Source organism: Prevotella sp. 10(H) (assembly GCF_000711235.1).
GTDB lineage: Bacteria > Bacteroidota > Bacteroidia > Bacteroidales > Dysgonomonadaceae > Dysgonomonas.
Map to the genome: position 1 here is coordinate 605,985 of NZ_JOMI01000009.1, position 24,423 is coordinate 630,407.

Consider the following 24,423-nt stretch of genomic DNA (forward strand, 5'->3'; position numbering starts at 1 on the left):
CGGCCGTTTGCTATATTATTGTTTTACACTCACTTTCCATATTACTTTTGCGGCATCATCACTTACCAAGAGTGAGCCGTCAGGCGTTTCAGCTACACATACAGGCCGTCCGTGGACTTTTCCCTGCTCGGCATCTATCACAAATCCCGTAAGGAAATCTTCAGGCTGTCCGGCAGGCTTACCGTCTTTAAAAGGCACAAATAGAACTTTATATCCCGATAGTACCGACCTGTTCCATGAACCATGCTGTCCGACAAACATCCCGTTACGGTATTTTGCAGGGAATTGATTCCCTCTGTAGAATACCAATCCCAGAGATGCAGTATGAGAGCCCAGCGGTACATCGGGAATTATAGTTTTCGCTACCAGGTCGGGGCGCTGGCCTTTCATACGCGGGTCTTCATTCGCACCGAAGTATGCATACGGCCATCCGTAAAATCCGCCGCGTTGTACATGCGTAGCATAGTCGGGAACAAGGTCGTCGCCCAGTTCATCCCTTTCGTTTACTGCCGTCCAGAGATTGCCCGTTACGGGCTCCCAGTCCATCGGCACCGGATTTCTTAAGCCTGCGGCATAGATTTGCTCTCCGCTTCCGTCGGGGTTAACTTCGAGGATATTCGCCCTGCGGCGTTCTACCTCCATGCCGTGCTCAGCATTGTTGCTGGCCGAACCTACCGAAATGTATATTTTATTCTTTTGCGGATTGGTTATGATATTGCGTGTCCAATGATTATTATATCCGTCTGCCGGCAGGTCGACTATTTTTTCACCGTTGCCGCTAAGTATTGTGTCGCTTGGATTATAGGGATACTTCATCAGTCCGCTTGTATTGGCAATATAGAAATTATTTCCTAATACAAGCATGCCGAATGGTTGGTCGAGTCCTCTTTTATATATATAGCGGCTCTCATACTTTCCGTTCTTGCCCGAGTCGCGGAACATGACGATACGGTTTGCACTGCCGAAATTCTGGGATTCGGTTTTAGCAGTTCCGTGTTTATCGATTTCTACTTTGTTTGGTCTTCGGGTACCCGCTTCTGAAACAAAGATATCACCGTTGGGCGCTACATAAATCCATCTCGGATTGTGGAATCCGTCGGCAAATTTAGTTACTTCGAATCCTGCCGGAGCAACGGGTGTTTTGTCTTTGGGCCAGCCTGTTACTTTGCTGAAATTATTGACGGAAGGTGTTGCATAAGGCGGGGGAAGGTCGGCCTTATTTGTTTGGGAATAAGCCTTGGACATGTATCCCCATGAAATGAATAAACCGCATGAAATAATAAAACTGAATACTGTTTTGTGCATAACTAATTGTTTTTGTTCTTCTTTGCAAACAAAAACGGAGCAAATTATGTTCAGTGCGACGGGATAAATTGATTCCTGTAATTCCTCATAAAATAGGTGTTTATCCCACGGGATAGTTAAAAAACAGGAATGTTAATGGTAAAATACCATAATTATAGGTGAAGATATAAATATAATAGTATATATTAGCTACTTATATTTGTATATAGCGCGGTTTACCTTTTATATCTTTCACTAATACTATACAGAATATGATACCATTATACCAGAAACTGCCGTTCAATAATAACAATTATGTAAACTTCTACAAAGAAGACCTGCCTCATTTTATAGTGCCGATGCATTATCATCCCGAGATAGAAATAATGTACATACTCGAAGGTAAAGGTACACGCTTTGTCGGCGATCATATAGACGAATATGAAGAAGGCGATATTTGTATGCTGGGGCCGAAGATTACGCATGAATGGCGTAATGACGAAGTATATTTCCGTAAAAATGCAGGCTTAAGGTCTTCATGTTTATGTTTATTTTTTACCAGCGATATTTTCGAAAAAAATTTCATAAGTTTACCCGAAATGGAAAGTATACGGTTGTTGCTCGAGCGGTCGCGCCGTGGTATAAAGTTTATGGGAAATACCCGTGCACAAATCGGTAAACTGATGGAAGAGATGGCTGCACAAAACGGAATAAGCAAGATAACCAATTTTATACGGCTTCTGGATTTGATGGCAGTTTCTGAAGAATATGAGTTACTGACCAGTGTCGGATATACAGAATCGGTAAATTCTTCGGACTTCGAGCGGTTCGACAAAATATACCAATATATAATGAAGAATTTCTCCGAACAGATAAAACTTGAAGAGGTTGCCGCATTGGTAGGGCTTACCCCGAACGCGTTTTGCCGTTATTTCAAAGGACGCACCAAAAAGACTTTCGTTCAGTATCTTAACGATATTCGTATAGGGCATGCAAAGAAATTGCTTATAAAAGGACGGATGAAAATATCCACATTAAGTATGGACTGTGGCTTTAATAACCTGTCAAATTTTATTGAACAGTTTAAGCGATCGACTAATATGTCGCCTTCGGAATATCAGAAAAGATTTGGTGTAAAAAACCAAAAAGCGATATGAAAAAGCGATAATGGGTAAAATACCAAAACTATTCGGGAATATCATGGTAGTTTTCCATTATTTCTATTCATAACTTTACAATATGAAATACCCGCTCTTTCGGGATGCTTCATAAGCACAAGAAATTAGTACCATTTGAAACACAAAAATTAACCGGAATGGACAGAAGGAATTTTATAAAAAAGGCAGCAGCTACAGCCCTTAGCGGGGTAGCGTCTATCGAACTGGCCAATTCACATATATCTGCAAATACTTTTTTAAACGAGAAGAAGAATTTTTCTGTTTCGGCAAGAGCTATTACCATGTGGGATTTTTCGTGGCTCGAACGTCGTTGGGCTGGAGCCGGATATGAAGACTGGGATGAAGCGCTAGACCAATTAGCTGAAAGAGGATATAATGCTGTACGTATCGATGCTTATCCGCATCTTATTGCAAAAAATTCTACAAAGAAATGGATGCTGAACGAAGTATGGAACCAGCAGGTATGGGGAAGCCCCGACCTGAATGAAGTGCAGATTCAGCCCAATCTGAATAAGTTTCTTGAAAAGTGCAGAACGCGCGATATAAAAGTTGGGCTTTCCTCTTGGTACAGACAAGATACTGATAATACGGTGATGACTATCACTACTCCCGAAATAATGGCCGACTGTTGGATAAAAACACTGAAGTCTATCGAAGCTGACGGCCTCTTGGATGCCGTGATGTTCGTAGACCTGTGCAACGAGTGGCCGGGGAATCTTTGGGCGCCTTACTTTTCCAGCCAGTATCCGCATGTAGTGTGGGGACAGTGGTACAAGGAAGAATCATTGAAATGGATGAAAACAGCATTGAAAATAATGAAAGAGGAATATCCGGAAATGCCTTTCTTATTTTCTTTCGATTACGGAGATGTTGAAAAATATAATGAAGTGGATACATCGTTCCTCGATCTGTATGAACATCATATCTGGATGGTGCATCAGAACAACAGCGAATTCTACAAGGCGGTGGGGTATAAAGACGGACAATTTTCTCCTCAGGCATATAAAAGTGTAGTAGCAAATGCTGAAAAACTATACAGGGAAAAGCCGCAATACTGGCAGCAACTGCTTGTCGACAAGATTGAACAGATGGCAAAAGTAGCCCGTCAGAATAAGCGCCTTGTGGTAACAACCGAATGTTGGGGAATTGTGGATTATAAAGACTGGCCCCTGCTCGATTGGGGGTGGGTAAAAGAACTTTGTGAACTGGGAACTATTACGGCAGCCAATACCGGAGTGTGGATCGGTATAGCTACAAGTAACTTTTGCGGGCCGCAGTTTGTAGGCATGTGGCGTGATATAGAATGGCATAAAAGACTAACGAATATTATAAAGAATTCACCTATCGACAAAACTATAATTAGTAATAAAACAGTACAGAAATTATTAAAACGAATCTAATATCTAACAATTGACTAGTACCATGAAATGACTGTAGGATCAATCCGGATAAATATTCCTGCAAGTCATTGAAAATTATTAATCTATCTAATTAATTATTTATGAAAAAAAGAAATAGAATTATTTCCTTTAAGGCTCTTTTTGGCTCAAAAAGAATGGCTCTTATTCCGGTTTTTCTGCTTATATTCAGCCAGTTATTGTTGGCGCAGAGTGGAAAAAATATTTCAGGAAAAGTTGTTTCACAGGTAGATGGAAAAAACGGTAAAAACGACCCCTTAAAAACGGCAAAATCCGTTACTTTCGTTACTTTTTAACTATATATAGTTAAAAATTGTAAAGTAGCTGAGGCTTATAAATGATTAACTGATGTTATCGCCTTGCGTCATTGGCACATTTTCATATTTACTAATTAGCACATTGATTTCTGTTACTTTTGTTACCTTTTAGCTATAATTATTTGAAAATAAAATAAATACAAAATATCATGAATAACAATAAATACTTATACTGGATTACTTTTGTCGCCATAAACGGAGGCTTGCTGTTCGGTCTTAATATGGCATCCATATCAGGAGCGACAGATATGCTAAAAACTGATTTCTCGCTCACTGAAAGTGGTTTAGGTATGGTAACAGGTAGTATGATGCTCGGATGTCTGTTGGGAGCATTGTTTACAGGTGGACTGGCCGATAGATTCGGGCGGAAAAAGATAATGATATTTGCTGCCGTTTCATTTATAATATCGGCATTAGGCTGCGCCTTTTCCACCGGTATCGTAATGCTGACACTATTCCGCATCCTTACAGGAATCACTGTAGGAGCAATATCGGTTGTGGGGCCGATGTATATATCGGAAGTGGCTCCGGCGCATAAAAGAGGTACATTGGTTTCTTTCAATCAATTGGCAATAACAATAGGAATTCTTTTAGCATACTTTTTAGATTATATTTTGGTCGATTTTGGTGATGAAAGTTGGAGGTATATGCTCGGAATACCTTGTGTCTTTGCCGTATTGTTCCTCATATTCCTCATCGTTTCTTTTCCCGAAAGTCCGAGATGGCTGTTGAAAAACGGGAAAAAGGATTTAGCAATATCCATGTCACAACGATTTGGTAATGAAGTATCAGGTCAGGTTTCAGAAGCAAGTTCATCGAAGGATAAAGGCAGTTCGGTATCGTTCAGAGAACTTTTCAGGGGCAGAACGGGTAAGATAGTTTTAATAGGCACATTGATAGCTGTTTTCCAGCAGATTACAGGAATAAATGCCGTTCTTATATTTGCACCTGATATTCTTAAGTCGGCAGGAGTCGGAGGAGAAACCGCATTGCAGCAATCGATGCTTGTCGGGCTGGTAAATTTCCTGATGACTATTGTTGCTATCCGCCTTGTAGACAAGAAAGGTCGTAAAACACTGCTATTATCCGGTGCTGTTGGGATGACTATAGCACTATCTTATCTCACATTCGAGTTTATGCAGCCGGAACGTAATACAACAATGGTTCTGATAGCACTTTTATTGTATATCGCTTTTTTTGCCGCCTCATTCGCCCCTGTTATGTGGGTGATTATATCCGAGATATATCCTGACAGGATCAAAGGTCTGGCCATGTCATTCTCTACAGCAGTCAGCTGGATATTTACATTTCTGACGGTATATACAGCACCGCTGATACGTTCCGAAATAGGGGATTATGCATTGTTTGCGTTGTATGCGCTGTTCTCGGTAATAGCATTCATTTTCGTGAAGAAATATATTCCTGAGACAAAGGGAAAGACATTGGAACAGATACAGGAAGAACTGAAGCTATAAGTTTTCTTGGTAATCGTTTGATTTACTGTAATTGTCATTTTTGGAAAGAAATATGTCATAATTACAAAGTTTTGCTTTATAAGAAAGATTAATTTTGTTTGAATAGTTAAAACTAGGAAAACATTAATCACGATAAAAGCAAAAGTATGAAAGTTAATCTTCTATCTCTCAGTAAAATATTCATCCTTATAGGAATGATATTTTATTCCGGTACAGGCTACACATCACCGGGGCAACCTCGGGAAAAAAGATTTGAGAAATTAAAGAAAGAGTTTAAAGATCCTTCAAAATCGTTCCGTTCGGCACCATTATGGGTATGGAACACAAAAGTCACCCGCGCCGATATAGACAGGATGCTGGGAGAACTTAAAGAGCAGGGATTCGGGGGTGCATTTGTTCATCCGCGTCCGGGTTTGATTACCGATTATCTTTCGGATGACTGGTTTGACCTATATAAATACAGTCTCGAAGTAGGCAGGAAACTTGGCATGGATATCTGGATTTATGACGAGAATTCATATCCGAGTGGTTTTGCCGGAGGCCATGTTCCCGCTCAGATGCCGGAGTCGTATAATCAGGGGCAAGGACTAGTGTTTAACAAAGTAGAGGAGTTACCCGAAGATACAAAAGACTACTTCTTCTGCCTGAAAAAAGAGGGCGATACCTTTGTCGATATAACTTCTTCATTAGGTAGTTATAAAAACAAAAAGGGAGATTATTATCTATATAGCAAAACATTTAATAGGAGTTCAGCCTGGAATGGCGGTTTTTCATACGTGGATTTGTTATATCCGGGAGTTACCCAAAAGTTTATGGAGATAACCATGTCCGGATATGAAAAGCATTTCGGAAAGCTTCTCGGTACTGAAATCAAAGGTATATTTACCGATGAACCACAGATAGCAAGTCCGGGTGGTATAAGGTGGACACCAGATTTATTCGAAGTTTTCCAGAAGCAATGGGGATACGACCTGAAAAGCGTATTGCCATTACTCGTTGAGGAAACCGGAAACTGGAAACAGGTTCGCCATAACTACACCGAAACACTGACCCAAATGTTTATCGACCGCTGGGCTAAGCCATGGTTCGAGTATACGGAGAAAAAGAATATGCTTTGGACAGGCCATTACTGGGAACACGGTTGGCCGGATATGTCGCACGGAGGTGATAATATGGCGATGTATGCGTGGCATCAGATGCCGGCAATAGATATGCTTTTCAATCAGTTCAACGATGTACGTCCTCAGGCTCAGTTCGGAAATGTGAGAGCAGTAAAGGAAGTGAGAAGCGCGGCCAATCAGATGGGTTATGTGCGCACTCTCAGTGAAACTTATGGTGGCGGAGGCTGGGAGCTAAGTTTCGAAGATATGAAGAGACTTGGTGACTGGGAATACGTACTTGGTGTGAACTTCCTGAATCAGCACTTGTCGCATATGACAATCGTCGGTGCACGTAAATATGACTATCCGCCTGTGTTTACTTCGCTTTCGCCATGGTGGTCCGATTATAAAACTCAGAATGATTACTTTGCGCGTTTGTCGCTGATTCTCAGTCAGGGTGAGCAGCTTAACGATATACTGGTATTGGAACCGACTACTACGGCGTGGCTTTATTATTCGTATGTGAAAGGTCATCCAAAGACTATGGAAGTAGGTAATAACTTTCAGGCCTTTGTTACTAAGATAGAGAAGAGTCAGGTAGAATATGACTTAGGTTCTGAGAATATTATAAAAGATCAGGGTAAGGTTGCAAACAAATTATTTATAGTAGGTAAAAGAGGCTATAATAAAGTGGTTATTCCACCTATGACAGAGAACCTTAATGCAGCTACTTTCCGCCTATTAAAGGAATTTGTAAACAAAGGCGGAGAGTTGATCATGTTCTCGACTCCTACCCTTATAGACGGAAAAGAGAATCAGGAAATAATAAACTTCTTTAAAGAAAAATCGGCGTCGATTAAAACATATGCTGAAGCGGCTACTGATCAGGCAATAAGGGAGTCATTGCAAAGTAATAAGATTAGTTTCAGTAATATACAGAGTAATAACCTTTATCATCACAGACGTACATACAATGACGGAGAACTAGTATTCCTTGCAAACTCTTCTTTAACTGAAAGTGCTACAGGTAAGGTATCTATTGAAGGAAAGACATTAATGCAACTGGATGGAATGTCCGGTGATATATATTCTTATCCTTCCCGTCAGCAAGGAAAATTTGTAGAAGCTGAATTCAATCTTCCTCCGGCAGGAAGCCTTATTCTATTCTCTTCACCGTCCGGTAATAATCAGTATCAGCCGAAACCGGAGATGGCAAATGGAAGAGAGATCAGATCGAATAGTCCTGTAACGATAAAGAGGATGCAGGATAATGCGTTTAACCTCGATTTCTGTGATTTGATTATCGACGGAAAAGCCGAAAGGAATCTGTATACAGTAGAGGCATGTGATAAATTGTACAAGCATTTCGGAATGAGAGATCCTTGGAATGCAGCTATCCAATATAAACAGACGATAGTGGAAAAAGATACATTCAAAACCGGAAACATACAGGTGAGATATCACTTTGTAGTGGTAGATAACTTTGACAAGAGCAAGCTTAAACTGGTAGCAGAACAACCAGATATATGGAAAGCCAGAATAAACGGTCAATCGGTATCTGCCGACCCTAATCAAAGAAAACTCGATTCCCGTTTCGGAGTATACGAAATCGGCCAATATGTAAAACAGGGAGTCAATGTGGTAGAACTTAGTGTAAACCCAATGAGCATCTTTGCAGAAATAGCTCCCGTATATATATTAGGAGACTTCTCTCTGGAATCGGCCGCTGCAGGCTGGGTTATGAGAGAACCGGTAAAAAAACTGGAGCTTGGAAGTTGGAAAGATCAGGGACAACCTTATTATCCGTGGGATATGTCATATGTGAAGAACTATAGTATAGATGATACATCAGCACGTTATGCACTCAAACTGAACAAGTGGAACGGTACGGTTGCCGAAGTGTATGTAAATGATAGTAAAGTAGGGGTAATTGCTTATCAGCCATACAACTTCGATTTGTCACCTTACCTAAAACAGGGAGATAATAAGATCGAAGTCAGAGTAATCGGTAGTCTTAAGAATTTACTAGGGCCTCATTACAGCCGCGATAAAGGTATAACAGGCCCTTGGCATTGGAATAATGTACAGAAGCAGGCTCCGGGCATCGATTATAACATTCTTGATTACGGTTTGATGGAAGATTTCACTGTTGTTTCCTCTAAATAAGTATTATAAAGCACAAAATATAAAATGGAAAAAGTAAAAGTGGGATTATTCGGGGTCGGATTACATGCCTATTGGAGCCAGTTTGATGGCTTGCTCGAAAGGCTGATTGGCTACCAGAATACAATAAAAAATAAAATGCAGGTTCACAATGATGTCATAGTTGTGGATGCAGGTATGGTAGATGGTATAGAGAAAGCGGTGGATGCCGCGTCACTAATGAAAAAGGAAGATGTGGATATATTATTCATTTTTATTTCCACCTATGCTCTTTCATCTACCATTATACCTGCTGTCAACAAGTTGAATATTCCTGTTATTCTGCTCAATATACAGCCTCTACCGGCAATAGACTATGATAAGCTGAATGGATTAAACGACAGGGGGGCGATGACTGGCGAGTGGCTTTCCAGTTGTCAGGCCTGTTCCATTCCCGAATTTGCTTCGGTTTTCAACCGGGCTTGTGTTAGGTATGATATCGTCTCGGGTTACCTTGAAGATAAGGAAGCATGGGATGAGATTTCAGGATGGATAATGGCGGCAAGAGTTTCACGCGGAATGAAGAGAAACCGTATGGGTGTGCTTGGTAATTACTATTCGGGTATGGTCGATGTATATTCCGATCTCACATTGCAAAGCACGGTATTCGGTACGCATATCGAAGTGTTGGAAATGTGCGAACTTGCAAGTCTCAGACGAGCGGTAACGAAAGAGAAAACAGATAAAAAGATAAAGGAATTCGAGACTGCTTTTGTGATAGATGAAGCTTGTTCTGAATACGAAATAGAAAGAGCGGCACAAACATCTGTAGCTCTGGATGAGTTGGTTGAAAAACATAAGCTGGGATCGATGGCATATTTCTATTCGGGAACAGACGGTAACGAATATGAGAACATCATCACTTCCGTTATTGCAGGCAATACACTATTGACAGGTAAAAATATACCGATAGCCGGAGAATACGAGGTAAAGAATGCTCAGGCTATGAAAATAATGGCATTGATGGGTGCCGGCGGATGTTTCTCAGAATTTTATGCAATGGATTTCAACGATGATATTGTTATGCTGGGACACGACGGACCAACTCATTATATCATTGCAGAAGGAAAGGTAAAACTGGTGCCGTTGCCTGTATATCATGGTAAACCGGGAAAAGGATTATCGATTCAGGCATCTGTAAAACACGGGCCAGTAACATTACTTTCGGTAGTGGAAGGAAATGATGGGCTGTCATTCCTTTTAGCTGAAGGCGAATCGGTGCCGGGGCCTATTCTGAACATCGGAAATCTGAACAGTAGATATAAATTCCCTGTTTCGGCTAAAGAGTTTATCCAGAGATGGAGTAAGGCAGGTCCTTCTCACCATTGTGCAATAGGTGTAGGGCATGTAGCTGACATAATAAAGAAATATGCTTTTATACTGGATATTCCGGTAACAGTTATTTCCTGATATCACGTCCCTCCTTTCTGTATTGTAAAGGGGGGACTCCTTCTTTTTTCCGGAAGAAAGTAGAGAACTGGCTGGCTGTTTCGAAGCTCAGTTTGTATGCAATGTCGGTAATGCTCAGGTCTGTTGTATCCAGTAATTCTTTCGAGCGGAGATATTTCAGATTCAAGAGATATTGCGCCGGCGATACATCTACATATTGCTTAAACATCTTTCTGAACCACGAATAACTTACGCCTAACTTATCAGCTATCTCTTCTGCCGAGATGGTACTCTCGATCTCCTGCTTCATAATATTTCTCGCCTCATCTATCTTGTTTATGGCAAAAGAATCGGTAAACATCTGGTTCTTATTTTTATAGTAGACTGTACCTAATATATACAATACGATGCTGGATATTATTTGCTGATATCCAGTCCTTTCTTCCAGTGTATAATTGGCAATATCTTCATAGAGGCTTATAATCGATGAGCTGAATCCCAAATCGAAAACGGGTGATTCCGGCGTAAAGAAACCGTTCTTTACCCTTTTGTCAATATGGACTCCTTTGAATCCTACCCAATATTCATACCATCCGCTATTTTTATCAGGCTCGTAAGTATGCCATTCATTGGGGAATAATAATATCATTGTTCCGGCTTCGATGCGCCGTCTTTTGCAGGATTTTGATTCAAAATATCCTCCCCCTTTCGAGATATAGATCAATTGATATTCTTTCAATACTCTTCCGTTTTTAGGGTCGAAGATATGCGATGCAGGATGTTGTGACCTCGGATATGAACTATTAGGGGGAATTAATTGGGATCCTACTGTAGTGACGACTATACCCCATGCTTCGTCTGTGAGGCTTATATTAAAATACTTGATATTTCTGGTTTCCGGAGATTTCATAGCTAGGTTCGATTTTATGCAATTGGTAAAATGAAGATTCAAGCTTAAAATTAATAATTTAGTTTAGACAAGTAAAGGGAACAGTTCGATTATTCTGCTCCCTTTAGCTATTTTTCTCACTATTATCCGGATTATATCTTTTATTCCGTGCCTCCTCCGAGCGCTCTGTATAAATCGGAAGCTGCCTGCAGTTGCTGCAACTTATCATTTACTCTGTTAATCTGCGCATCTAGTAAACCTTGCTGGGCAGTGAGCACTTCGAGGTAATTTGCTTCTCCGGCTTTCAGCAAAACCTGTGTATAATCTACAGCTTTTGTCAATGCCTTAACCTGTTCATCCCGGCTCTCGTTTTTCCGTAGAGAAGAAGTATATGTGAATATGATATCCGATACTTCCTGACTTGCTTCCAACACCGTCTTTTCAAAAGTCAATAACGCTATCTGATGATCAGCCTTGGCAACTTTCAATTGAGTAATTAGTTGTTTCCGTGCAAACAGTGGCTGTGTCAGTCCTCCGGCTATACTTGCGAAAATATTTTCGGGTTTAAAGAAATTCTTCAACCCATTTGTGGTCGAGAAACCAATCATACCCGAACTTAACGTTAGCGAAGGATAGAAGCTAGCCCGTGCCACATGTGTCAGTTCAAATGCCGAACGGAAAGAAAGTTCTGCCTGCTGCACATCCGGACGCCGCGCCAGCATCTGTGCAGGCACTCCATAGGCCAGTTCATAAGGAGCATTTTGCTGTTCAATGGTAGCCCTTTCTATTTTTTGTGGTTTACGTCCGAGTATTGTACAAAGCGCATTTTCCAATTGCCTGATATTGCTTTCCAGATCAGGGATAGAAGCTTGTATGTTGAATAGGGCTGCTTTTGTTTGCTCCACGGCAGCTCCGGTAGCCATTCCGGCTTCTTTCAAAGCTTCAGTAGTCATCAGATTTTCACCCATAAGCAGAATCATATTATTAGTGACTTTCAGCTGTTCATCAAGCGCGAGGAGAGAATAATAGATATTGGCTATATTCGAAATAAGAGACGTCTGTACAAGATTGCGTCCGACATAGCTATTCAGCATCTGCGCATATTTTGCTTTAGACTGGCGATTCATTTTTCCCCATATATCCATCTCCCAACTGGCTACTATACCCAGCGAGTAATTCTCTTTGTGGTATCCCAGTACGTTTTTATCTTTTGGCAATCCCGTTGTCGGGCTGACATTACTCAGCCTGTCTTGCGTTACCTGAGCACTTAATGCTATATCGGGAAAGTAGGCGGCACGCGCCATGCCTAATACAGCTTCGGCTTGTTTAATACGCTCGGTAGCTATAAGCATGTCAAAATTATTGTTCAGCGCTTCCTCTATATACCACTGCAGATACATGTCCTTAAAGTATTCCTGCCACGGAATGCTGGCAATAGTCGTACTATCCTGCGGATTCTTATCCCTGAATAGATTTTCGGTATCTGCTTTGGGCGCTTCATCTTTATTCTTCCATTAATTGTTTGTTTTCTGATCTCGGGTCTTTCCCGCTAAAGCGTTCCTGAAGACTTTGGAAAATGATATAGAGTGTAGGTATTACCAATATTCCTATCATTGTACCGATAAGCATACCTCCCACAGCGCTGATACCGATCGACCTGTTACCCGTTGCTCCTGCACCACTTGCAATAGCCAGAGGCAATAGCCCGAAGATAAATGCAAAGGATGTCATCAGGATTGGGCGTAGACGGGCTACAGCTCCATTCACGGCTGATTCGATTATACTCATTCCCTGCTGACGCCGCTGTATGGCATATTCCACGATCAGAATGGCATTTTTTGCAAGCAATCCTATCAACATGATCATCGCTATCTGCACGTATATATTATTAACGATAGCCTGCGATACTCCGAACAGCATCAGGAATATAAATACTCCTGCCAGACCAATCGGTAACGATAATAAAACGGCAAGCGGTAGAATATAACTTTCGTATAATGCAGCCAACAGCAGATATACGAATATGAGGCAGATGCCGAAAATAATAACCATCTGGCTACTACTATTAGCCTCTTCGCGCGTCATACCTGCATATTCGTAGCTATATCCGTCCGGAAGAATGGTTTTATCTGCACTCATTTCCTGTACGAGATTCAATACATCTCCTGTACTGTATCCGTCGATCATATTCGGTACAATAATCATATCCATAGACTGATACATATTGAAACGGGTCAGCATCTGCGGTGCTGTCAAGTCCGAAACAGAAATAAATTCGGTTATAGGGGCCATTTCCCCGCTGCCTGTTTTTACAAATATGCCGCTCAGGTCTTCCAGTTTTTTACGGTATTCAGGGCCAGCCTGCACCATAACACGGAATTGCTTCCCATACAGGTTGAATGTCGATATATAAGAACTACCTATAAATGCCTGCAAAGTACCCATTACCTCACTCAAAGTAAGCCCGGCTTCTTTTATCTTTGGAATGTTGGCATCTATTTGTTTTTGAGGGAAGTTCGGGTTGAAGTTTGTCATAGCCATCATTATTTCTTCCCGTTGATTCAATTTCTCTACGAAATTTGTAGTGATATCATAGAATTTATTGACATCCCCTCCAAGTCTGTCCTGCAGTTGAACTTCCACTCCGGCTCCCAGTCCGAAACCTTGCAGTGTAGGCATAGCCATAAAGAAGAATGTTGCATCCTGTATATGTTTGGTTTTCTCACTAAGGATAGCAGTAACCTCATCGGTAGTCATTTTCCGTTCTCCCCACGGTATCATTTTTATAATGATAGTACCATAGGAACTACCCAGCCCACTCATGAAGTTAATACCTGATATATTGGTGACGGTTTCAACCCCGTCTATCTCCATCGCCATGTCTACGACATCTCCTACAATAGAATCGGATCTTTCGAGCGATGATCCCGGAGGCAGGCTGATAAATGCCATTACACTACCGCTATCTTCATTAGGAACAAATCCGGTAGGGATCAGTTTTACTAAAAAGAAGAGAATAAAGGATGCGGCTAAAATGATAGCCCCGGTAATCCAGCGATGCCCTTTCTTCCCCAGAAAATGCAGGCTTTTCTTATACTTCTGAGTACCTGCATTGAAGAATATATTAAAGTTGCGATAGAATCTTTGTATGAAATTATTCTTCTTTCCATGTTCGTCATGAGGTTTGAGAAATAACGCACATAATGCAGGGCTAAGCGTCAGAGCATTTACGGCCGATATCAGAATCGATATTGCCAGCGTAAGTCCGAACTGCCGGAAGAATATACCGGACGTTCCCCCGATAAAGCTGACCGGAATAAATACTGCCGACATTACCAATGTGATAGATATAATAGCCGGAGCTATTTCTTTCATTGCTGTTATGGTTGCCACTCTCGGGTCTTTTTCTCCCGCATCCAATTGGGCATGCACCGCCTCGACGACGACAATGGCATCATCGACCACAATACCGATAGCCAATATCAGCGCGAAGAGTGTAAGCAGATTGATTGAGAAGCCGAATAATTGCAGGAAGAAAAATGTACCGATAATCGCTACAGGTACGGCAATCGCCGGAATGATTGTAGAACGCATATCTTGCAGGAAAATGAATACTACTATAAATACCAGCAGGAATGCCTCTATGAATGTAGTTAATACCTTTTTTATGGATTCGTTGAGAAACTCGCTGGAATCCATCAGATAGTTGAACTTTATACCCGGTGGCAAGGCTTTTTCTGCATCATTAAGAACAGCCTTAACGTTTTCTATAACTTCTTGCGCATTAGAACCTGCAGTCTGGCTGATAGAAATAAATACGGCCTCTTCGGTCTTATTAGTCATCGATGTGATGCTGTAATTCAATGATGCCAGTTCTACTTTGGCAATATCTTTGATTCGCAGTATCTGTCCGCCTTGCGAACGGATGATAACATCTCCGAATTGTTCGGGAGTCTTGAGCTTCCCGGTAAATTTCATCGTATATTGGAAAGACTGGTCACTATTTGCTCCTAATTCCCCAGGTGCAGCTTCAATATTCTGATCCTGCAGTGCCGCTATAACCTCTTGTGTAGAAAGCTTATATGAAGCCATGATATCCGGTTTCAGCCATATACGCATCGAATAGTCCTTTGCCCCGTTTACTGCTGCTTGTCCTACTCCGTATACACGCTTTATCTGTGGCAGAATATTAATATTGGCATAATTTTGCAGGAACTGCCCGTCATAGTCGGGATTCTCGGATGATAAGGATATACCTAGTATCGTACTGTTTTGCTGTTTTGCCACGGTAACACCTATCTGTGTTACTTCTTGCGGGAGTAACGGTGTTGCGCGGGCTACCAGATTCTGTACGTTTACCGCTGCAATATCGGGATTTATACCTTGTTTGAAGAATATCCTTACATTCGCATTACCACTGTTCATGGCAGTAGAGGTCATATATGTCATCCCTTCCACCCCGTTTATCTGTTCTTCCAACGGAACAACAACGCTGTTCATTATTACATCTGCACTTGCTCCCGGATAAGTGGCTTCTACCTGTACGGTAGGGGGTGCTACATCCGGATATTGTTCTATAGGCAATGTAGCTATCCCGATAATACCCAATACTACTATAATAATGGATATAACGGTAGAAAGCACAGGCCTGTCTATAAATATCTTTAACATCGTATTTCGTTTTTAAGTTTGAAATTACTGGACTTGTATTTTCTTTCCGTTACTCAGGGTAGCTATGCCATCCATTACGATTCTGTCTCCGGCTTTCAATCCGTCGGTTACAGCATAACTTTTCCCATCAGGTGTTGAAACGGCAGTTATAACTCTTTGCATAACCGAGTCTCCTTGTACTGCATATACCAATATCTTATCCTGTTGAGGGAATGTTGCTTTTTGGGGGATTACAAATACCTTTTCCAGTTTGCGCGGAATAGAGATTGTACCACTGGTTCCGCTTTTAAGTTCTCCGTGCTGATTAGGAAATTCCCCCCTGAATGTTGCCGAGCCTGTAGTAATATTTAAAACTCCAGTTATCGTTCCGATTTTTCCTTTCTCCGGATAGACTGTTCCGTCTGCAAGAGTAAGGGTCACTTCAGGTATATTTTTTATTTTTTCGGCTTGGGTGCTTCCTTCAAGGTCATTCATAAAGGCACGCAGCTCTTTTTCGTTTAAAGAGAAGTATGCGAATACGTTTCCTGTGTTGGCTACAGTAGTTAGTATATTGGATGAATTTACAAGACTACCTTGTCTGAATGGTATTGCCCCTACAAATCCGTCTACGGGGGCAGTCACGTTTGTCCAGCTTATTGTTGCCTTTGCATTTTTAAGCATTGCCTGTGCCTGCTCCAGATCGGCAATAGCAGATTCATAGGAATCTTCAGCAGTTTCTAATTGGACGTTACCCACAATTCCCCTTTCGGCAAGAGGTTTTATTCTACTTACATTCGTTTTTGCAGTATTCACGCGAGCCTGTGCACTCTTAACCGATGCTTCGGCAGTAGTTAAGGCTTGCTCTGCCTGAGGTGAATTAATTTTGAACAGTGCCTGCCCTTTTTTTACCACAGAGCCTTCATCTATATATATTGCATCGATAAAGCCATCTATTCTCGGACGTATTTCGATATCTTCCTGCCCTTTTATCGAAACCGGATATATCGAAAGCAATTCGGTGTTTTGCTCTTCAAGTACCACAGTCGGATAGGGCGCCACTTCTGCCTGAGCCGCTTCCTGTTTATTACCGCATGATATAAACAACGTGAGAGCCATAGCTCCCCAAACAATCTTTTTGAGTTTCATACCTTAATAATTTAGTTTATTTATTCTATTCAATAATTTCAGTAATTGAGATGAGACAAGTTTCTTGTTAATATCCTGATAGATTTCCTTATTAGAGTTTTTTATCTGAACCGAAGCTTTTTCCACCAGATCTATTCCGTCCTGAGTAATTTCTACAATTACTGTACGGGTATTCACTGCGCTACGGTTTCTTGTTATGTATTTCTTTTTTTGCAGGGTTCGCAGTATAGTGGAGGTGGTCATGGGGTCGATATCTGTTTTTTCTGCCAGGTCGATCTGTATGATTTCTGCCCTAATACTTGAGAAGTAATGTAGAGCGCATAATATCTCAAATTGCGAACAGGTAATCCCAAACCTTTCCAGTATATGTCTTCTGTGTTTGGTCAGGACCTTAATCGTTCTCCACAACAAAATGTCCAGATTGAGTAAGGGGTCTTGTAATTCTTCTTCTTTATTCATAACACTTAGTATATCTGGGTTTATAATAAGTCTACTTATTTATCCGGTATATGTAATGGTTTTATAATCTGTATATTGCATTCGTCTGTTTTTCAAGTCAGGGAAAATCGGGCTATTACTTTTGTTGCAAAGTTCAGGCTATCATCTGATAAAATCGATACCTAAATAATTCCAAAAATGTCCGGAATGATACCTTGATGTGTATTTTTTCACTAACTTGTGGAAATTATATATTCATGTTCGATAGTCTATGGAGAAGAAATTGTCGGTAATATCTTTTGATGACGCACAGGATTCCGAATCTTTTGCGGTAAGGAATTATAGTCTTACCAATTCATTGACGCCTCCACCGGCTTCTCTTTCTTTCGACTATCCTTTTTTGGCAAAGGGAATGCTTTTTGGTATATGCCTGCGTGGAGAAACCAAACTAAAGATCGATTTGAAAGAATACCTAATATCTCCTAATTCTATATTTACAGTATTGCCAAATCAGATTTTCGAAGCTTTGGAGAGGACGGAAGATCATTTCTCCGAATGTATATTTTTCTCTGTCGATTTCATGAATATGCTGCCAATGCCCCGTGATTTCGACGTATTTAATAAAATGAAGAATAATCCCTGCATACCGATATCAGAAAAAGATATGAAGGAATTGATCGAATATCATTCGTTCATCATGAAGATATCGGGTCGTAACGACAGGATACATAAGGAAGAAATTGTCAAGCATCTGCTCCATGCCCTGATAGCTTTAATCGCATCCTTATATGCTGAATCTGAAGCCAATATCGATTTGAAAGCCAACAGCAGGGGTGAAGATATTGTCGATGCCTTTCAAAAACAATTAATGGAGCATCACCGTAAAGAAAGGAATGCATCATTTTATTCAGATAAGCTCTGTATCTCTACACAGTATCTATCGAGAACATTGAAGAAAATAACCGGCCGTTCGGTTAATCTGTGGATAACAGAAGCTGTGATCTTAGAGGCTAAAATATTATTAAAATCTTCGGAAATGACCGTATTGCAGATATCGGAAGAATTGAACTTCCCCAATCCGTCTTTTTTTGTGAGGTATTTCAAGCAGTATGCGGGCATTACTCCATTAAAGTTCAGAGAAAGGTAGAATATGAATTATCACCATTAATGGTGATAAAATGATGCCAATATCATTATTTATTGTGATTGCTTTTTATTATAATAACTACGACATTTGTACCTAATAATAGTTGATTTAATCTGTCTTAATTCCCAAAAGACGCAGATAAAGAAATTACTTAACTTTGATGATAGTTTGTTCCGGTGTAATGATTATAATTGCATCGGAACTTTTTTATTTAATTGTATGTAATAAGTGGATATGAATTGAAAAGTTAATTAACTTATGTCATCTGCTGCATAGTTAAAAAGTATTATCTTTGTTGCATATAGACACATGAAAACATTCATACACATGATTAACAAGCAGAATCTAAAATTGTACATCAGGATTGTACTGATATTTTTATTGATAGTATCAACAAACAGTGTACACGGCCAGCAACTCGATCAATTGTGGACTGGTATACGGCAGCCCCAGCCACAATCGGAGTTACCGAAAGGCAAAGCACCGTTTCAAAAAGCAGAAAGAATAGCAAAACAAAGACTGAAAACCGAGCTTATTCCTACTCAACAGGGAGAGTGGATTATTACACAAGGTTGGGAAATGACGGACGGTGCCACCGTTGTAGAATCCGGTACATCTATATTTGATCCTCAGTTGAATACTAACAAGTGGTTTAACGCCACTGTACCGGGAACAGTACTGACTACTCTTGTAAATCAGGGAGTATATCCGGATCCGTATTTCGGACTGAATAATATGAATATCCCCGATTCATTGAGCCGTACCGACTGGTGGTACAGATGTAAATTCAATGTTCATCAGCATATTGGAGAAAGACAACTCCGCCTGTTACTGAATGGTATTAACTATCGTGCCGAAGTATATCTTAACAGTAAACGGCTGGGAAGCATTAAAGGGGCTTTTATCCGTGGCGAATTCGATATAACACATATTATTAATAAGAATTCAGAAAATATACTGGCGATTCATATTTTCCCACCTAATAATCCGGGTATTCCTCACGAACAATCGATGATTGCCGGACAGGGGCTCAATGGAGGAGTGCTCAGCACGGACGGCCCTACATTTATATCTTCAATAGGTTGGGACTGGATACCGGGTATCCGCGACCGTAATACAGGTATCTGGCAGGATGTTAGAATTAAAGCAAGTGGAGATGTCCTTATCGGTGACCCGTTGGTGACTACCGATGTTTTACTTCCGGATACTACGCAGGCGAAGATTACTATTCAGACAAGTGTAAAGAATGTAAGTTCGAAATCAGTAAGCGGAAAGCTTGTTGCTAAAATCGAGAATATAAGCATATCCTTGCCTTATACTCTGGCAGCGAATGAGGAGAAAATCCTGACATTCACTCCGGAAAACTATACAGAATTGAATATAAAAAATCCACGTCTATGGTGGCCGAATGGTTATGGCAACCCGGAATTATATAATTTGAGTCTCGATGCTCAGGTGAATGAAACCACTTCCGATGTAAAAAATATCCGTTTCGGTATACGGGAAATGTCTTATGAACTGATGGTTAGTGAAAATAATCAGAATAAGAGAGTTCTTTATACACCTAACTCAACTGTAAATAAAGGCAAGCCTGTATTCAATTACGAAAAACGTGCATTTTTCACTAAAGACAACCAGTTGGCAACTATAGCTGACGCTGCAGATGTTTCAGGCCTTGAAACATTATCGAATGATGACCCTATCGGTCCATTCTTAGCTATACGGGTAAACGGTGTCAGGATATTTTGCCGTGGGGGTAACTGGGGAATGGATGACGGTATGAAGCGCGTATCGAGAGAAAGACTGGAGCCATATATTAAATTGCACAGAGATGCTAATTTCAATATTATCCGCAACTGGACAGGAGAATCGACGGAAGAAGATTTCTATGCATTGTGTGATGAAAACGGCATGCTGGTATGGAACGATTTCTGGATTACGACCGATGATACTGTCGAACCAAGCGATTTCAATCTATTTGTAAAAAATGCGACAGATGTAGTTCGACGTTTCCGCAATCATCCGTCTATTGCTATATGGTGTCCTCGCAATGAAGGTTTTGCACCTAAAGGCATGAGCGAAATGCTTACTGCTATGATGGCAAAAGAAGATCCTACACGCCATTATCATGGTCAGTCGCGCTTTCTGAATATGGGAACCAGCGGGCCATGGGGTTATTTCAAAGACCCTTCGCTATACTATACTCAGAATGCTAAAGGCTTCAATACCGAAATGGGCAGTTATGCTATTCCTACTGCAAATACTATCCGCAAATTTATAGCACCGGAAGACCAGTGGCCGATAAATGATGTGTGGGCATATCACGACCTGCACCACACGACACAGAATTTCGGAGATTTTATGAATGCAGTAAATCGTTATGGCACTCCTGACAGTATGGAAGATTTTGTGCGTAAGTCTCAGTTTATTACCTATGATGCATGGCGTAATATGCTGGAAGCTTGGAACAGCAAGATGTGGAACAACACTACCGGACTTGTACTTTGGATGAGTCATCCGGCTTGGCCAAGCATGATATGGCAGACATATACTTACGATTATGAAACTCCGGGCTCTTATTTCGGTGCGAAGAAGGCCTGCGAGCCGCTGCATATACAAATGAACCTGCCGGATAATGATATAATGATTATTAATACAACATTAAGGGATTATAAATCGCTGACAGCAAGTATGAAATATATAGACCTCCAGGGTAAAGTGCTGTATAAGAAGGATCTGAAGCTGGATTCTAAAGCGAATGCTGTTACAAAATGTTTCATTCCGGAAAAAGTCAATAATCTTCCTAAGTTATATCTGGCACGTTTGGAATTGAAGGATTATAAAGGGAAGGTCTTATCAATTAATGACTACTGGATGACAGATGGAAATGCCGATTCATATAAGGAAATGAATACTTTACCTGTTGTGGATGTAAATATAAAGGATGGAATAATAGTTACTTCCGGGGTACGTAAAATGAAAGTTCCTGAAGGAATAAGAATATCTGTAGAAGTAACTAATCCATCAAAAGTATTAGTTGCCGCCTTAAAACTGAATGCAGTTGATAAGTCGACAAAAGCAATAATCTTACCTGCGTATTTTTCTGATGGCTATATAAATCTGTTGCCGGGAGAGAAAAGAAATATAGAATTAATTTTACCTCAGAATCGATATAATACCTATTCAATTGTGGCGGAAGGCTATAACGTAAGGAATTGATTTAACTAAAAAAGTTGAACAATGATATATGAAAGCGTTTGCATATTATGCAGGCGCTTTCGTTTTTAATAGCTAAAAAATATAAAAAATAAGAAGTGTTAGTAAATATTACATCTCATACAGTTCTTTTTATCATTATTTTAACGAATAAATTCTATCTTTGTCTAAATTCTGAATTCATGAAAAACTGAATAAAACAACATATTTTTCGTTCTATTGGAGAATGGCTTACAGTTAGCCCTAAAAAATGATATATGAAGCTTCTTTTTGTTACGCTTTTCTTGCTCTTCAACATAGCTGCGGTCGCCCAAAATAAATACACGGTAAATGGCAAAATCACTAATGCCGAGAATGGAGAAATCCTTGTCGGCGTATCGATAGGTGTAAAAGAATTACCTCAGCAGGGTTCTTTCGGTGATGAATCGGGGAATTATACGATAAGTCTTTCGCCGGGAGAGTACACTCTTATATTTAAGTTAATGGGGTATAATACCAAGGAAATTAAACTTAAACTAAATGAGAACAAGACCTTAAATGTGGCACTTGAGACCGAAGTAGTTTCTCTCGGGGAAGTTGAAATATCTGCCCAAAGGACAAATGAAAATGTAAAGAACGTCGAGTCGGGTGTCGACCGACTTCAAATAGACCTTGTAAATAAAATACCCGTTCTGCTGGGTGAAAGGGATATACTGAAAACACTACAGTTGCTTCCCGGGATAATGAGTGCAGGAGAAGGCAATACAGGCTTTTATGTCCGCGGAGGCAGCAACGATCAGAATCTGATAATGCTCGATAATGCAACAGTATATAATCCTTCACATTTGTTCGGATTCTTTTCTACATTCAATTCCAGTGCAGTTGATAATATGACTATCTATAAAGGTTCTATGCCTGCTCAATACGGCGGACGTTTATCATCAACATTGGATGTAAGCATGAGAGATGGAGATTTAAAAAAGTTTCACGGAAATGGAGGTATAGGGCTTATTTCATCTAATATGACATTCGAAGGACCTATACAGAAAGAGAAATCTTCATTTATCGTTTCTGCCCGAAGAACGTATGCTGATGCTCTGGCACGTCTGATCGGAGTTTCGCAGGCAAAAGATTCAAAATTATATTTCTATGACCTGAATGCAAAACTCAGTTATGTTTTATCCGACAAAGACAAGCTGACGCTGACTGCATATTATGGGAAAGATAAGTTGGGACTGAGCAAGGTTGCCACAATAGATTGGGGAAATACGATTGCCGGACTTAAATGGAATCATATATTCAGCCCGAAAGCATCTTCGACAACTACATTTTCATACACAGATTATAAATACAACGTAGATGTTGACCTCACTACAGGATTAAAGGTCGCATCCCGTATTCAGGATTTGAATCTGCATCAGGAGTTTAATTTCTACCCCAACGACAAGAATTCCATTAAGGCAGGTTTTACATCTATATTTCACAGGGTTGTACCGGGAGACCTTACCAGTAAAGATGAATCGCAATTACAGATTGCTCCGTATGATCATCGGGAATCATGGGAGAATACTGTCTTCGCCTCTAATAGTATGAAACTGCATGACAGATTAGAACTAAGCTACGGCCTGCGTCTTTCTGCATTTACTGTTTTAGGGGGAGAAGAATACTATAATTTTGCAGACCATGCTATTACAGATACAATCCATACCCGAAAGGGACAGTTTTTTAAGACTTACTGGAATATTGAGCCGCGCGTGTCGGCTGCTTTCCAGCTGAATGACGTATCTTCTGTAAAGGCAGCATTTACACGAACAAGCCAGCATCTGCATTTGTTATCTACTTCCAATATGTCTACTCCGATGGACAGATGGATAGGTAATACCAATTATATAAAACCGGAGATTGCCAATCAGGTATCGTTGGGCTATTTCCGTAATTTCTCGGACAATATGTTTGAATTCAGCGCCGAAATTTATTATAAGGATTTACATAATCAGATAGATTATAAAGACGGAGCCGATGTGCGGGCAAAAGAAATAATCGAGACCGAGCTGCTTTTTGGAAAAGGACGTGCTTACGGACTGGAATTATTCCTGAAGAAAAAATTTGGCCGGTTTAATGGCTGGATCGGATATTCGCTCGCACGCACTGAGAAGAAAATAACGGGCATTAATAATGGCAAATGGTATGCTGCTAATCAGGATCGTACCCATGACCTTTCGGTAGTAGGTATATATGATCTGAATAAGAAATGGACACTCTCTGCAACATGGGTATTGGCTACTGGAAACCCGATGACATTCCCTTCCGGAAAGTATGTAGTAGACGGACATGCAATATACTATTATGAAGATCGTAACTCCTATCGTGCACCGTCGTTCCATCGTCTCGATCTGGGAGCTATATGCACATTGAAGAAAACGAAGAAATATACCTCTGAACTTGCTTTCAGTGTTTATAATGCTTATGGTAGAAAAAACCCGTATATGTTCGGATTCAGGCAGAATGAAGATAACAGGGATTTGTCCGAGTCATATATGATCTACCTTTTCAGTGTAATACCGTCCATATCGTGGAACTTTAAATTTTAGAAAA

At 40.5% G+C, this 24,423-nt stretch carries 14 protein-coding genes and 1 pseudogene; 9 read left to right on the plus strand and 6 right to left on the minus strand.

Annotation, left to right across the window (positions count from 1 at the left end):
• Positions 1–15: 15 nt before the first annotated feature.
• Positions 16–1,305: a sorbosone dehydrogenase family protein gene (locus K348_RS0117945; protein WP_051698028.1), complete on the minus strand. Its 1,290-nt coding sequence runs from the start codon at positions 1,303–1,305 to the stop codon at positions 16–18.
• A 251-nt stretch (positions 1,306–1,556) separates the two neighbouring features.
• On the opposite strand from K348_RS0117945, the gene K348_RS0117950 reads away from it, so the two are divergent.
• From K348_RS0117950 to K348_RS0117975, 6 genes are all read left to right on the plus strand, one after another.
• On the plus strand, positions 1,557–2,441 hold the full coding sequence (locus K348_RS0117950) for an AraC family transcriptional regulator (protein WP_029906924.1): 885 nt from the start codon (positions 1,557–1,559) through the stop codon (positions 2,439–2,441).
• Between the two features lie 158 nt (positions 2,442–2,599).
• A complete protein-coding gene (locus K348_RS0117955) occupies positions 2,600–3,862 on the plus strand; it encodes a cellulase-like family protein (RefSeq protein ID WP_029906925.1) in 1,263 nt (420 codons plus the stop codon).
• Positions 3,863–3,963: 101 nt separating this feature from the next.
• Positions 3,964–4,176, plus strand: a complete 213-nt coding sequence (locus K348_RS0117960; RefSeq protein ID WP_029906926.1) for a hypothetical protein — start codon at positions 3,964–3,966, stop codon at positions 4,174–4,176.
• A 170-nt stretch (positions 4,177–4,346) separates the two neighbouring features.
• Positions 4,347–5,672, plus strand: coding sequence for a sugar porter family MFS transporter (locus K348_RS0117965; protein WP_029906927.1), 1,326 nt, complete (start codon positions 4,347–4,349; stop codon positions 5,670–5,672).
• Positions 5,673–5,818: 146 nt separating this feature from the next.
• A complete protein-coding gene (locus K348_RS0117970; protein WP_029906928.1) occupies positions 5,819–8,938 on the plus strand; it encodes a glycosyl hydrolase in 3,120 nt (1,039 codons plus the stop codon).
• Positions 8,939–8,962: 24 nt separating this feature from the next.
• Positions 8,963–10,384, plus strand: a complete 1,422-nt coding sequence (locus tag K348_RS0117975) for an L-fucose/L-arabinose isomerase family protein (RefSeq protein WP_029906929.1) — start codon at positions 8,963–8,965, stop codon at positions 10,382–10,384.
• Here the strand turns inward: K348_RS0117975 and K348_RS0117980 are convergent.
• The 5 genes and pseudogenes from K348_RS0117980 to K348_RS18930 all read right to left on the minus strand — a co-directional run bounded on the left by K348_RS0117980 (position 10,374) and on the right by K348_RS18930 (position 17,507).
• Positions 10,374–11,273 (minus strand): AraC family transcriptional regulator, encoded by a 900-nt coding sequence (locus K348_RS0117980; protein WP_029906930.1) that lies wholly within the window; start codon positions 11,271–11,273, stop codon positions 10,374–10,376. The two genes, K348_RS0117975 and K348_RS0117980, sit on opposite strands and share 11 nt — an antisense overlap.
• 140 nt (positions 11,274–11,413) lie before the next feature.
• A pseudogene (locus tag K348_RS0117985) lies at positions 11,414–12,715 on the minus strand (efflux transporter outer membrane subunit); the annotation flags it as partial.
• A gap of 40 nt (positions 12,716–12,755) precedes the next feature.
• Positions 12,756–15,923 carry an efflux RND transporter permease subunit gene (locus K348_RS0117990; protein WP_029906932.1) on the minus strand — a complete coding sequence of 1,056 codons (3,168 nt, stop codon included), beginning with the start codon at positions 15,921–15,923 and terminating at the stop codon, positions 12,756–12,758.
• Positions 15,924–15,947: 24 nt separating this feature from the next.
• Positions 15,948–17,048, minus strand: a complete 1,101-nt coding sequence (locus K348_RS0117995; RefSeq protein WP_029906933.1) for an efflux RND transporter periplasmic adaptor subunit — start codon at positions 17,046–17,048, stop codon at positions 15,948–15,950.
• A 3-nt stretch (positions 17,049–17,051) separates the two neighbouring features.
• Positions 17,052–17,507: a MarR family winged helix-turn-helix transcriptional regulator gene (locus tag K348_RS18930; protein WP_051698034.1), complete on the minus strand. Its 456-nt coding sequence runs from the start codon at positions 17,505–17,507 to the stop codon at positions 17,052–17,054.
• A gap of 250 nt (positions 17,508–17,757) precedes the next feature.
• Between K348_RS18930 and K348_RS0118005 the strand changes: the two genes are divergently transcribed.
• From K348_RS0118005 to K348_RS0118015, 3 genes are all read left to right on the plus strand, one after another.
• Positions 17,758–18,633 carry an AraC family transcriptional regulator gene (locus K348_RS0118005; protein ID WP_029906935.1) on the plus strand — a complete coding sequence of 292 codons (876 nt, stop codon included), beginning with the start codon at positions 17,758–17,760 and terminating at the stop codon, positions 18,631–18,633.
• A 309-nt stretch (positions 18,634–18,942) separates the two neighbouring features.
• On the plus strand, positions 18,943–21,852 hold the full coding sequence (locus tag K348_RS0118010) for a sugar-binding domain-containing protein (protein WP_231496821.1): 2,910 nt from the start codon (positions 18,943–18,945) through the stop codon (positions 21,850–21,852).
• Between the two features lie 254 nt (positions 21,853–22,106).
• Positions 22,107–24,419, plus strand: a complete 2,313-nt coding sequence (locus tag K348_RS0118015; protein WP_029906937.1) for a TonB-dependent receptor — start codon at positions 22,107–22,109, stop codon at positions 24,417–24,419.
• The last annotated feature ends 4 nt before the right edge of the window (positions 24,420–24,423 follow it).

Excerpts from the sequence above, each read along its gene's own strand:
- K348_RS0117945 (WP_051698028.1), bottom strand. The coding sequence starts at position 1,305 with ATGCACAAAACAGTATTCAGTTTTATTATTTCATGCGGTTTATTCATT.
- K348_RS0118010 (WP_231496821.1), top strand. The coding sequence starts at position 18,943 with ATGAAAACATTCATACACATGATTAACAAGCAGAATCTAAAATTGTAC.
- K348_RS0117995 (WP_029906933.1), bottom strand. The coding sequence starts at position 17,048 with ATGAAACTCAAAAAGATTGTTTGGGGAGCTATGGCTCTCACGTTGTTT.
- K348_RS0117970 (WP_029906928.1), top strand. The coding sequence starts at position 5,819 with ATGAAAGTTAATCTTCTATCTCTCAGTAAAATATTCATCCTTATAGGA.
- K348_RS0117960 (WP_029906926.1), top strand. The coding sequence starts at position 3,964 with ATGAAAAAAAGAAATAGAATTATTTCCTTTAAGGCTCTTTTTGGCTCA.
- K348_RS0117990 (WP_029906932.1), bottom strand. The coding sequence starts at position 15,923 with ATGTTAAAGATATTTATAGACAGGCCTGTGCTTTCTACCGTTATATCC.
- K348_RS0117955 (WP_029906925.1), top strand. The coding sequence starts at position 2,600 with ATGGACAGAAGGAATTTTATAAAAAAGGCAGCAGCTACAGCCCTTAGC.
- K348_RS0117975 (WP_029906929.1), top strand. The coding sequence starts at position 8,963 with ATGGAAAAAGTAAAAGTGGGATTATTCGGGGTCGGATTACATGCCTAT.
- K348_RS18930 (WP_051698034.1), bottom strand. The coding sequence starts at position 17,507 with ATGAATAAAGAAGAAGAATTACAAGACCCCTTACTCAATCTGGACATT.
- K348_RS0118015 (WP_029906937.1), top strand. The coding sequence starts at position 22,107 with ATGAAGCTTCTTTTTGTTACGCTTTTCTTGCTCTTCAACATAGCTGCG.
- K348_RS0117965 (WP_029906927.1), top strand. The coding sequence starts at position 4,347 with ATGAATAACAATAAATACTTATACTGGATTACTTTTGTCGCCATAAAC.
- K348_RS0118005 (WP_029906935.1), top strand. The coding sequence starts at position 17,758 with ATGGAGAAGAAATTGTCGGTAATATCTTTTGATGACGCACAGGATTCC.
- K348_RS0117980 (WP_029906930.1), bottom strand. The coding sequence starts at position 11,273 with ATGAAATCTCCGGAAACCAGAAATATCAAGTATTTTAATATAAGCCTC.
- K348_RS0117950 (WP_029906924.1), top strand. The coding sequence starts at position 1,557 with ATGATACCATTATACCAGAAACTGCCGTTCAATAATAACAATTATGTA.